This window comes from Enterobacter cloacae complex sp. P24RS (assembly GCF_014982165.1).
Lineage (GTDB): Bacteria > Pseudomonadota > Gammaproteobacteria > Enterobacterales > Enterobacteriaceae > Enterobacter > Enterobacter quasihormaechei.
On sequence record NZ_JADCKU010000014.1, the window covers coordinates 19,842 to 32,196 of the forward strand.

The 12,355-nt window shown below is 60.1% G+C and carries 6 protein-coding genes; 4 read left to right on the plus strand and 2 right to left on the minus strand.

Annotated elements, in window-relative coordinates; all coding sequences use genetic code 11:
- Window positions 1–12 precede the first annotated feature (12 nt).
- The 3 genes from nirB to INF58_RS15260 all read left to right on the plus strand — a co-directional run bounded on the left by nirB (window position 13) and on the right by INF58_RS15260 (window position 8,073).
- Window positions 13–3,999 (plus strand): nitrite reductase large subunit NirB, encoded by a 3,987-nt coding sequence (nirB, locus tag INF58_RS15250; protein ID WP_193528016.1) that lies wholly within the window; start codon window positions 13–15, stop codon window positions 3,997–3,999.
- The gene (locus tag INF58_RS15255; RefSeq protein ID WP_193528017.1) at window positions 3,996–6,473 is read left to right on the plus strand and encodes a nitrate reductase; all 2,478 of its coding nucleotides are present in this window, start codon (window positions 3,996–3,998) and stop codon (window positions 6,471–6,473) included. The genes nirB and INF58_RS15255 overlap by 4 nt, the downstream gene beginning before the upstream one ends.
- A 181-nt stretch (window positions 6,474–6,654) precedes the next feature.
- The gene (locus INF58_RS15260; protein ID WP_193528018.1) at window positions 6,655–8,073 is read left to right on the plus strand and encodes a YchO/YchP family invasin; all 1,419 of its coding nucleotides are present in this window, start codon (window positions 6,655–6,657) and stop codon (window positions 8,071–8,073) included.
- Between the two features lies 1 nt (window position 8,074).
- On the opposite strand, the gene narL is transcribed toward INF58_RS15260, so the two are convergent.
- Window positions 8,075–8,725 (minus strand): two-component system response regulator NarL, encoded by a 651-nt coding sequence (narL, locus tag INF58_RS15265; RefSeq protein ID WP_003856701.1) that lies wholly within the window; start codon window positions 8,723–8,725, stop codon window positions 8,075–8,077.
- Window positions 8,718–10,514, minus strand: coding sequence for a nitrate/nitrite two-component system sensor histidine kinase NarX (gene narX / locus INF58_RS15270; protein ID WP_193528019.1), 1,797 nt, complete (start codon window positions 10,512–10,514; stop codon window positions 8,718–8,720). Before narX ends, narL begins: the two co-directional genes overlap by 8 nt.
- 309 nt (window positions 10,515–10,823) lie before the next feature.
- Here narX and INF58_RS15275 point away from each other — a divergent pair, with 309 nt between their 5' ends.
- Entirely contained in the window at window positions 10,824–12,221 is a 1,398-nt protein-coding gene (locus INF58_RS15275) for a NarK family nitrate/nitrite MFS transporter (RefSeq protein ID WP_063452236.1), read from the plus strand.
- The last annotated feature ends 134 nt before the right edge of the window (window positions 12,222–12,355 follow it).

Here is a 12,355-nt window from a genome sequence, read left to right on the forward strand (position 1 = left end):
CGAGGAGGCACGATGCGACTGGTCATTATCGGTAATGGTATGGCGGCAACCCGGCTGATTGCTTCGCTGACCGAGTGTGCCCCCGGTCGCGTTGCGATTACGGTAATCGGTGACGAGCCGCAGCACGCCTATAACCGCATCCAGCTCTCACCGGTTCTCGGCGGAGAAAAGCAGGCGGAGCACCTCTGTCTGCACGATGAAGGCTGGTATACGGCACGAGGCGTGACGGTGCTGCGAGGAGAAACGGCGCTCGGCGTTGACCTGAACGCGCATGAAGTGCTTACCACCGCCCGCACGCTGAGCTGGGATGTGCTGGTGTTTGCCACCGGGTCGACACCTGTTGTGCCGCCGATCCCCGGCGGCGACGCGCCGCACGTGTTTACCTTTCGCACCCTGGCAGAGACCTGCGCCATTCAGAACATCTCCGGACCGGCAGTCGTGTTGGGCGGCGGGGTGCTCGGCGTGGAGGCGGCGGCCGCGCTGGCCCTTTCAGGTGACAACGTCACGCTCGTGCATCGCGGCCCGTGGCTGATGGAGCAGCAGCTTGACCAGCAGGCGAGCGTGCTGCTGGAAGAGGCGCTGGCGGAGCGGGGCGTGCACTGTGAACTCGCCTCCGGCATCGCGGCGATCAACGCGAATAGCGTGACGCTGCTCAGCGGACGCCGCGTCGACGCCGCGCGCGTGGTACTGGCGACTGGCGTGCAGCCCAACGTTGCGCTGGCGCGGGCCAGCGGCATTCGCTGTGTGCGCGGCATTGTGGTGGATCAGCAGATGCAAACCTCCGTGCCGAATATCTACGCCATTGGCGAGTGCTGCGAAATTGACGGCCAGACGTTTGGCCTGGTCGCCCCCTGTCTGGCGCAGGCGGACATCCTCGCCGCGCGCCTCGCCGGTGACGTAACCGCGCCCTTTACCCTGACTGACAACGGCGTGCGCCTAAAGGTGACCGGCGTGGAGCTGTTTAGCCTCGGTCGCGCCACCGCGTGCGCGGACGATGTGGTCTGGAGCTCATGGGATCCGCTGACCCGCCACTATCGTCGTTTACTGATCCATCGCGGGGCGCTGGCTGGCGTGCTGCTGATGGGCGACTGCCGCAGCGCGGCGACATTTACCGATTTACTGGCAACGGCTGCGCCCGCACACGCGGACTGGCTGTTCGATCGTTTCACAACGCAACCGCAGGTTGCAGGACAGAACGCTATGACAAAACCTACTCTGGTGGTGGTTGGGCACGGTATGGTCGGCCATCATTTCCTCGAAGACTGCGTTAACCGCAATCTGCATCAGCAGTATCAGATCGTTGTCTTTGGCGAAGAGCGCTATGCCGCCTACGACCGCGTGCATCTGTCGGAGTATTTTGGCGGACGCAGCGCAAACTCGCTCTCGCTGGTGGAGGGAGATTTCTTTGCCGACAACGGCATTGAGCTGCGCCTGTCGCAGCAGATCGTCGCTGTCGATCGTGAAGCGCACGTGGTGCGTACCGCCAGGGGCCATGAGATCCACTGGGACAAGCTGGTGCTGGCGACCGGCTCGTACCCCTTCGTGCCGCCGGTACCGGGCAACGATCTGCCGGGGTGCTTTGTCTACCGCACCCTTGATGACCTGGACAATATCGCGGCCCACGCGGCGGGCTCGCGCCGCGGCGTGGTGATTGGCGGCGGCCTGCTCGGGCTGGAGGCCGCGAATGCCCTCAAACAGCTCGGGCTGGAAACCCACGTGGTGGAGTTCGCGCCGAATCTGATGGCGGTGCAGCTCGACAATGACGGCGCGGCGATGCTGCGCAGGAAAATCGAGGCGCTGGGCGTTGGCGTTCACACCAGTAAAGCCACCACGGAAATTGCTTCGACGCCCGACGGGCTGGTGCTGCGCTTCGCCGACGGTGAACATCTCGAAACGGACATGGTGGTCTTCTCTGCCGGTATTCGCCCGCAGGACGCGCTGGCGCGCAGCAGCGGGCTGGCTATCGGTGAGCGCGGCGGGATTTGCATTGATGATGGCTGTCAGACCTCCGATCCGAACGTGCTTGCCATCGGTGAATGCGCGCTTTGGGAGGGAAAAATCTTTGGTCTGGTGGCCCCGGGCTACCAGATGGCGCGCGTGGCCGCCGCCGTGCTGGCGGGTGAGGAGAAACGCTTCACCGGTGCGGATATGAGCACCAAGCTCAAGCTGCTCGGCGTGGACGTGGCGTCGTTTGGGGATGCCCACGGGCGCACGCCGGGGGCGCTAAGCTACCAGTGGACGCATGGGCCACAGCAAATCTACAAAAAAATCGTGGTCAGCCACGACAGCAAAACTCTGCTAGGCGGCGTGCTGGTGGGCGATGCCAGCGAATACGCCACGCTGGTGCAAATGATGCTCAACGGCATCAGTCTGCCAAAAGCGCCAGAAACGCTGATCTTACCGGCTTCGTCAGGCAGCGCGCCGAAAGCGCTGGGCGTGGCGGCACTGCCGGAAAGCGCGCAGATCTGTTCGTGTCATAACGTCAGCAAAGGCGATATTTGTCAGGCGGTGGGCGCGGGGGCAACGGATCTCGGCGCCATTAAGCAGTGCACCAGAGCGGCGACCGGCTGCGGTGGCTGTAGCGCGCTGGTGAAGCAGGTGATGGAGTTCCAGCTTGCGGAGCAGGGCGTGGAGGTGAAAAAGGACATCTGCGAACACTTCCCGTACTCGCGCCAGGAGATTTACCACCTCGTACGCGTCAACCATATCCGAACCTTCGACCAGCTTATCAGCCGCTACGGTCAGGGGCACGGGTGCGAGATCTGTAAGCCGCTGGTGGGGTCCGTGCTGGCCTCCTGCTGGAACGAGTATCTGCTCAAACCGGCGCACCTACCGTTGCAGGATACCAACGACCGATACTTCGCCAATATCCAGAAGGACGGAACGTACTCCATCGTGCCGCGCATGCCTGCGGGTGAAGTGACCGCCGACGGACTGATCGCCATCGGCCAGATTGCGAAACGCTATAGCCTTTACAGCAAAATCACCGGCGGACAGCGTATTGACCTGTTTGGCGCCACGCTCGAACAGTTGCCGGAAATCTGGCAGGCGCTGGTTGAGGCAGGGTTTGAAACCGGGCACGCCTATGGAAAATCCCTGCGCACGGTGAAATCCTGCGTCGGGTCGACCTGGTGCCGCTACGGCGTTCAGGACTCTACCGGCCTCGCGGTCAGGCTGGAGCACCGCTACAAGGGGCTGCGCGCGCCGCACAAAATTAAAATGGCGGTTTCCGGCTGTACCCGCGAGTGCGCAGAGGCGCAGAGCAAGGACGTGGGGGTGATTGCCACGGATAAAGGCTGGAACCTCTACCTGTGCGGCAACGGCGGGATGAAGCCGCGCCACGCGGATCTTTTCGCCAGCGATCTGGACGACGAAACGCTGATCCGCACCGTCGACCGCTTCCTGATGTTCTACATTCGCACGGCAGATCGCCTGCAACGCACCAGTACCTGGATGGACAACCTGGAAGGCGGCCTCGACTATCTGCGCGAGGTGATCCTGAACGACAGCCTCGGGATCGCCCACGAGCTGGAGCAGGAGATGGCCCGGGTGGTTGAGACGTACCAGTGTGAATGGCAAACCACCCTTAACGATCCTGACCGCATGGCGCTGTTCCGCACCGCGGTGAACCTCCCTGTCGTGGAGGAAAGCAAGCGCTGGCAGGAAATTTGCGGCATTGACGATATTCCTGAGCAGGCGGGCATCGGCGCGCATCTTGGGCGCAAACCGATTGCGCTGTTCCGCTTTGGTCAAACCGTTTATGCCCTCGACGATCGGGAACCGGGTAGCCGCGCGAACGTGCTTTCGCGCGGCATCCTCGGCGATGCGGCGGGTGAACCGGTCGTTGTCTCTCCGCTCTACAAGCAGCGTATTCGCCTGCGCGACGGCTGTCAGGTGGAGAGCGGCGAACCCGCGGTGCGCGCCTGGCCGGTTAAAATTGAAAACGGCAAGGTGTGGGTTGGCAACGAAGAGCTGGTGATGCGCGCGGAGGCCTCATGACGGAAACCCGGACAACGTGCCCTTACTGCGGCGTGGGCTGCGGGGTGGTCGCCAGCGTAGACGGCGAAAAGGTAAGCATTCGGGGAGATGAAACCCATCCTGCGAATTTTGGGCGGCTGTGCGTGAAGGGATCCGCCCTCGGAGAAACGACGGGGTTGCAGGGACGCCTGCTGCGCCCGATGGTCGACGGCCTGGAGGTCGACTGGCCCGAGGCGCTGGGCGAAGCGGGCGAGCGGCTGCGGAACATCATCAACGAATGGGGCCCGCAGGCGGTAGCGTTTTACGCCTCCGGCCAGCTGTTGACCGAGGATTACTATGCCGCCAACAAGCTGATGAAAGGATTTATCGGGGCGGCGAACATTGATACCAACTCGCGGCTGTGTATGTCGTCGGCGGTGGTGGGCTACAAACGCGCCTTCGGTGAAGACGTGGTGCCGTGCAGCTACGAAGATGTGGAAAACAGCGATCTGGTGGTACTGGTCGGGTCAAACGCGGCCTGGACGCATCCTGTGCTGTATCAGCGGCTGGTGCAGGCCAAACACAACAATCCGCAGATGAAAGTGGTGGTGATTGACCCGCGCAAAACCGCCACCTGCGACGTCGCAGACCTGCATCTGGCGCTGAAACCCGGCAGCGACGCCGGGCTGTTTGTGGGTTTGCTCAATCTGATTCAGGGGAGCGGCGAGTGGACTATCCCTCGTGTGGCGGCGTTTTGCGACCTGACGCCAGACGAGATTGGCACCTTCTACGACTGGTTTGTCACCGCGCCCCGCGCGATCACGCTCTACACCATGGGGATCAACCAGTCCTCCAGCGGCAGCGACAAGTGTAACGCCATCATTAACGTGCATCTTGCCAGCGGGAAGTTCAACCGTCCGGGCTGCGGCCCGTTTTCGCTGACCGGACAGCCAAACGCCATGGGCGGGCGGGAAGTGGGCGGGCTGGCGAATCAGCTGGCGGCACACATGAATTTTGAGCCGGACGATCTCGCGCGCGTGGCCCGCTTCTGGGGCACCGAGCGGCTGGCGCAGACCCCGGGCCTGATGGCGGTGGAACTGTTTGACGCCATTGCCCGCGGCGAGGTAAAGGCGGTGTGGATCATGGGCACCAACCCCGCCGTGTCGCTGCCGGACAGCCACGCGGTGTGCCAGGCGTTGGCGGCCTGTCCGCTGGTTATTGTTTCTGAAGTGATGCAGGAGACGGACACCAGCCGGTTTGCCCATATCCGTTTTCCCGCCCTGGGGTGGGGCGAGAAAAACGGCACGGTGACGAACTCTGAACGCCGTATCTCCCGCCAGCGCGCCTTTCTGCCTGCGCCCGGCGAGGCCAAACCGGACTGGTGGATCGTCGCCCGGATCGCAGAGCAGCTCGGCTATGGCGAGGCCTTCGCCTGGGAACATCCTCAGGAGATCTTTTGTGAGCATGCGGCGCTGACGGCGTATGAAAATAACGGCGAACGGGCCCTGAACCTGCACGAGCTGGCGTCGTTGACGCGAGAGGCGTGGGACGATCTGGCGCCGTACCAGTGGCGCGCCGGTGATTTCCCGCAAAGAACGATTGTTCCGGTTGAGCCCTCAACACATGGCGCCTGCGTTAACGAACTGTACCCGTTAATACTGAACAGCGGGCGCATCCGCGATCAGTGGCACACCATGACGCGCACGGGGTATGTTCCGCGCCTGATGCAGCATATCGACGAGCCATTTGTTGAGTTAAGCGCAGCCGATGCGGCCCGCGCGGCCCTGACGGACGGCCAGCTGGCGCGGATAAGCTCCCCGCGCGGAGTGATGGTTGCCAGAGTACGTATTTTCCCCGGACAGCGTGCGGGCGAGCTGTTTGCGCCGATGCACTGGAACGCGCAGTTTGCCCGACAGGGGAAGGTCAATGCGCTGGTGGAGGGACGGGTGGATGCCTGTTCCGGCCAGCCTGAGAGTAAACAAACGGCGGTAAGGATCATGCCCTGGCTCCCCGCCTGGCAGGGAGAACTGTATGCCCGCGAGCTGCCGGCGTTGCCGCCGTCGGTCTGCTGGTGGCGTAAAGCCTCACGTCTGACGGTAGCGGGAGATCGGCCTCTGCTGTCGTGGATTATGGCGTATGCCAGCGCCCGGGGCTGGCAGCTACAGGTGGCTCAGACAGGGGAACGCAGCAGCATACTGGCCTGGCATCTCGGCGAACTGATGCTTGGCTACTGGGAGGGCAATACGCTGCCGGCGCTGGCGCATGCGTTTATTAAAGAAGCCTTTGCTTCTGCGCCCGTACAAATCGCTGAACGCCATGCGCTGCTGCACGGACAACGGCCGGGTGAAGGTGCCGATCCCGGTCGAATTATCTGTAGCTGCTTCAGCGTGGGTGAAAACACGATACGCCAGGCGATAGCCGGCGGCTGTGATTCTGCGACAGCGCTGGGAGTGAAGCTGCGCTGCGGGACTAACTGCGGCTCCTGCTTGCCGGAGCTGAAAGGGCTGTTGGGATAATGGCGTCGGGTGGCGGCTACGCCTTACCTGACCTACAAATTCGTACCGGCCCGTAGGTCAGGTAAGGCGTAGCCGCCACCCGACAAATCTTTTCAGGATATTCCTGAAATTTATGTTAAGGCTGGTTTTCAGGGCTTATGGCGTTAACATATAAGTGCTTGTTCAAAAACACAGGTTCTTATTGACGACGTTGAAGGCTGTATCGTCCCGCACCCTTTTTTTGCTGTTACTCCCCCTTATTTCGGCTGGAGCCGTTCACGGTGCGCCGAAATCCTTCGTGCAGCAGGCGCAAAATCCGTTTGATAACAACGGCGATAGCCTGCCGGATCTGGGTATGGCACAACCAACGAGCGAGGGCGAAAAGCACCTGGCTGAAATGGCAAAAGCCTTCGGTGAAGCCAGTATGACCGATAACGGCCTGACCGCCGGGCAGCAGGCGCGAGAGTTCGCGTTTGGCAAGGTGCGGGATGCCGTGAGCGGGGAAGTTAACGAGCAGATTGAATCCTGGCTTTCGCCCTGGGGGAATGCCAGCGTCAACGTGCTGGTGGATGACGAAGGGAACTTCAACGGCAGCAGCGGCAGCTGGTTTATCCCCTGGAACGATAACAACCGTTATCTGAGCTGGAGCCAGCTGGGCCTGACGCAGCAGACGGATGGGCTGGTGAGCAACGTAGGGATTGGCCAGCGCTGGGTGGCCGGAAAGTGGCTGCTTGGCTACAACACCTTTTACGACAACCTGCTTGAAGACAACCTGCAACGCGCCGGATTGGGCGCAGAGGCGTGGGGAGAAAACCTGCGCCTGTCGGCCAATTACTACCAGCCGTTTGCCGGCTGGCAGCCGGGTTCCGACATTCGGGAGCAGCGCATGGCGCGCGGGTACGACGTAACGGCCAAAGCCTGGCTACCCTGGTTTCATCATCTGAACACCAGCGTCAGCTTTGAACAGTATTTCGGCGATAACGTCGATCTGTTTAACAGCGGTACGGGGTATCACAACCCGGTCGCGGTCAACCTGGGGCTGAACTATACCCCCGTTCCACTGGTCACCCTGACGGCTGCCCATAAGCAGGGGGAGAGCGGGGTTAGCCAGAATAACCTCGGGCTGAAGCTCAACTATCGTTTTGGCGTGCCGCTGGCGAAACAGCTTTCCGCCGGGGAAGTGGCGGCGACGCGCTCGCTGCGGGGAAGCCGCTATGATTCACCTGAGCGCGATAATCTGCCCGTCATGGAGTTTCGTCAGCGAAAAACCCTCTCGGTCTACCTGGCTACGCCGCCGTGGGATCTTAAGCCGGGCGAAACCGTCATGCTGAAGCTGCAAATTCGCAGCACCCACGGTATCCGTCAGATCCACTGGCTGGGTGATACCCAGGCGCTCAGCCTGACCTCACCGGCAAACAGCAACAGCAGCGATGGCTGGAGCGTGATTATGCCCGCCTGGAACGACGCGGAAGGGGCGAAAAACGAATGGCGGCTTGTGGCCGTGGTGGAAGATAAGGATGGGCAGCGTGTCTCCTCCAATGAGATCACGCTTTCCGTGGTGCAACCGCTCGTCGCAATGCCTGACGACGATCCACGGTGGAAGTTGCTGCCGGACGACTAAGTTAAAAAATGCGTTCCTGATGCACCCAGACGGCAGCTTCGACGCGGGATTTTAGCTTCATTTTCTTCAGCATGTGTTTGACATGCACCTTGACCGTACTTTCAGTGATGTCCAGACGGCGGGCGATCATTTTGTTAGGCAGACCCTGGGCAATCAGCTTCAGAATGTCGCGCTCGCGCGGGGTCAGCTGGCTGACGTCACGATCGGACGTAGCGCGGTTCGCACGCAGGCTGGCGGCCAGCACCGGCGTTAACGCTTCGCTCAGCACCATCTCGCCTGCGGCAGCCTGTTGCAGCGCCTTGAGCAGATCTTCCGGCTCCATATCCTTCAGCAGATAGCCGTCTGCCCCCCGCTTGAGGGCGGTAACCACGTCTTCCTCGTGGTTGGAGACGCTGAAGACTACCACCCGGCCAGAAAGGGATTTCTCCCGCAGCTTGTCGAGGGTTTCCAGGCCATTCATGCCCGGCATGTTGAGATCGAGCAAGATCAAATCAGGATCGAGCGATTCGGCAAGTTCAATCCCCTGTTCACCGTTGCTGGCTTCACCGACGACGGTGATATCCGGCGCCATACTGACAAGCTGTTTAACGCCAGTGCGCAGCATCGGGTGATCGTCAATCAGCAGGATCGATGCCGGTTCCTGATTAGTCATGGTTTTCTCCTTGAGCAGTTATAAGGGACTTTTCGGGTATAAAGGTGACCACGACTTCGGTGCCACCTGACTCTCCCCGGCGAACCTGGCAATCACCGCGCAGGCTTTGCGCGCGGTCTCGCATGATAATTAAACCATAATGGTTCGTTCGTTCGGCATTTTCCGGCACGCCGCGACCGTTATCCTGAACCCTGAGCTTCACCTGATTATCCTGGCAACTGACGGTGACCGTAACGGCCGTTGCCTCGGCATGCTTGAGCACGTTGCTCAGGGCTTCACGGGCAATTTGCAGCACATGGATCGCCTGGTGAGAGGGGACAAAACGCGGCGGCAGCTGGTAATCCAGCTTTACCGGGAAGCCCAGCCGGGCGCTAAATTCCTGGCAGCTGGACTCCAGCGCCGGGCGCAGCCCCGGCTCGGTGAGCTGCAAACGGAAGGTGGTCAGCAGCTCGCGAAGCTGAACCCATGAGGTGTTAAGCTCGTTACGGATCTGGCTGAGCAGCTGTTTTTTGCTATCGGGCATGCCTTCGTCCTGCATTTGCAGGCAGCTCACCTGCATCTTCATGCAGGATAGGGACTGGGCGATGGAGTCGTGCAGCTCGCGGGCGATGGTGGCGCGCTCCTCCATTACAATTAGCTGCTGCTGTTTCTCCTGGTGGCGATCGAGCGCGAGGGTGGCCGTGAGCTGCTCAACCAGGGTATCCACAAGCTGCTGCTGGTCGTGGCTAAGGTGACGCCCGGCTGGCAGGGTTGCCAGCAGAATGCCGTACTGGGTATGGCTGTCCATCAGCCGCCACTTGAGGGTCGTGCCGCTGGTGGTCAGCGGAGGCAAGCCGCGCGGGCACAGATGACACCCTTTATCGTCGCAGGAGATGTCCGACTGACAGGTAAATTCCTGGTGGTTTTCTTCGTCTTCAACGTCGTAAACCCGTAGCTCAAGATCGCGGAGCAGGGTCAGGTTTTGCAGGCCGTTCAGAACCGGCGAAAGACGCTCGCAAAGCGGCACCTGCATATGCAGGCGACGGTTCGCCTGCCACAGGAAAGAGAGGATCTCGTTTTTCTGCTCAAGCCCGGCGGTTTTCTCCTGGACGCGTTTTTCCAGTACCGCGTAGCTTTCCGAGAGTTCAGCCGACATGGTATTGAGCGCCTCGCCGAGCATCGCCATTTCGTTGCGCCCGCTGATGTGCGTGCGTTGGGTAAAATCGCGTTGAGTGACGGCGCGGGCCATCGCCAGAAGCTGTTTCCAGGGGTTCAGCAGCCGCGCGCGCAGCCAGATAACCGTGAAAATCAGCAGCAAACCCATAAACAGCGCCATCGCACGATGAACCATCACCACACGGTCAATGCGTAACTCTGTCGTGCGATCGAAAGAGCTGACAAGATGGTCGATGCGTGACACAAACCCGGCGACATCCTGCGCGACCGTTTCCCGATTTTCCGCCCGCTTTAGCCCGGGCGCCAGTTGGGTGTGCCAGTAGCCCTGAAGCGCCTTAAGCTGAGATTGTTGGCCGTCACGAATAGCGGCTCGTTCCAGCTCAGGGCTGAATGCGGTACGCTCCATTTCGTCGATAAGCGGCTGGTCAGCCTGCGTCAGCGGAACCGACGCCAGCAGCCGGTAACTCTGCATGCGTAGCGAGCCTGCCTCGTTGATGGCATGCGCATTACCCTGTACGCCCTGTACCAGCCAGCCAGAAATAGCCATGCCTGTCACACCGATAGCGGTGGACAGCAGAACGATAAGCGCCAGCTGGTTAACCAGCGTTAGCGGAGATAAACATCTTTTTAACATAGAGTTGACGGGCTCCTGACGTGACCTGCTTGCAGGAATGGCGCTATTCTGGTGCATACCCCGGAGTATACCCATACCAATAAAGGATTACCTCTAAATTGCCGGAGGGGTAACGGTTAGTGGGTGGACGAAGCAGGGATGCGTCAGCACCGTGAAAAACCACACCTTTTTTACGTTTTGCATCTACTCATTAAGAGTGATGGCTTTTTTTTCACCGCGAAACCTCCCACTTTTCCTTTGATTTATATCAACTTACCGCCGCTCTAAAGCCCTAATGTTTGCAGCATCATTCGAGAATCAGAGGTGTCTATGAGTCACTCTTCCGCTCCCGAAAGGGAAACTGGTGCCGTAATTACAGACTGGCGTCCAGAGGATCCGGCGTTCTGGCAACAGCGCGGCCACCGTGTAGCAAGTCGTAATCTGTGGATTTCCGTTCCATGTTTGTTACTGGCGTTTTGCGTCTGGATGTTGTTCAGTGCGGTTGCGGTTAACCTGCCTAAAGTGGGCTTTACCTTTACCACCGATCAGCTGTTTATGCTGACCGCGTTGCCGTCGCTTTCAGGTGCACTGCTGCGCGTGCCTTACGCATTTATGGTGCCTGTCTTCGGCGGTCGTCGCTGGACGGCTTTCAGTACCGGGATCATGATCGTCCCGTGCGTGTGGCTCGGTTTTGCGGTGCAGGATACCTCCACGCCGTTTAGCGTGTTCGTGATTATCTCTCTGCTGTGCGGTTTTGCGGGTGCGAACTTTGCGTCCAGCATGGCGAACATCAGCTTCTTCTTCCCGAAAGCGAAGCAGGGCGGTGCGCTGGGCATTAACGGCGGTCTGGGTAACATGGGCGTGAGCGTGATGCAGCTGCTTGCGCCGCTGGCGATCTCCGTCTCCATCTTTGCCGCCTTTGGTGGCGGTGGCGTGACGCAGCCTGACGGTTCAATGCTGTTCCTGCAAAACGCAGCCTGGATCTGGGTACCGTTCCTGGTGGTCTTTACGCTGGCGGCGTGGTTCTTCATGAACGATCTGTCCGCGTCCAAAGCTTCCCTGAGCGAACAGTTGCCGGTGCTGAAACGCGGCCACCTGTGGGTGATGGCGCTGCTGTATCTGGCAACCTTCGGCTCGTTCATCGGTTTCTCCGCGGGCTTTGCAATGCTGTCGAAAACCCAGTTCCCGGACGTGCAGATCCTTCAGTTTGCCTTCTTCGGTCCGTTTATTGGCGCGCTGGCACGTTCGCTGGGCGGGATGATCTCCGACCGTCTGGGCGGGACTCGCGTTACGCTGGTGAACTTTGTTGTGATGGCTATCTTCTGCGCGCTGCTGTTCCTGACGCTGCCTGTTGATGGTCAGGGCGGTAACTTCTTTGCCTTCTTCGGCGTCTTCATGGTGCTGTTCCTGACGGCCGGGCTGGGCAGTGCGTCTACCTTCCAGATGATCTCTGTCATCTTCCGCAAGCTGACCATGGACCGCGTGAAAGCGCAGGGTGGGAGCGACGAGCAGGCGATGCGTGAAGCCGCCACCGATACCGCTGCGGCACTAGGTTTTATCTCTGCAATTGGCGCGATTGGTGGATTCTTTATTCCAAAAGCGTTTGGTATCTCACTGGATCTGACCGGCTCTCCGGCGGGTGCGATGAAAGTCTTCCTCGTCTTCTATATCGCCTGCGTGGCCATCACGTGGCTGGTATACGGCCGTAATACCAAGAAAAACAAGTAAGCTTGATTATCCGTTTGCGCGGCCTCAGTGCCGCGCTTTTTTTTATGCTTAATTAGTTACAACATACTAAAAAGTCTATTCACCTTCACCCGCAGGTAACACTGTGATCGCCATCGCTTTACAGGTGTTTCTAC

Coding starts and splice junctions, on each gene's coding strand:
- nirB (WP_193528016.1), top strand. CDS start 13: ATGCGACTGGTCATTATCGGTAATGGTATGGCGGCAACCCGGCTGATT.
- INF58_RS15275 (WP_063452236.1), top strand. CDS start 10,824: ATGAGTCACTCTTCCGCTCCCGAAAGGGAAACTGGTGCCGTAATTACA.
- narX (WP_193528019.1), bottom strand. CDS start 10,514: ATGTTAAAAAGATGTTTATCTCCGCTAACGCTGGTTAACCAGCTGGCG.
- INF58_RS15255 (WP_193528017.1), top strand. CDS start 3,996: ATGACGGAAACCCGGACAACGTGCCCTTACTGCGGCGTGGGCTGCGGG.
- narL (WP_003856701.1), bottom strand. CDS start 8,725: ATGACTAATCAGGAACCGGCATCGATCCTGCTGATTGACGATCACCCG.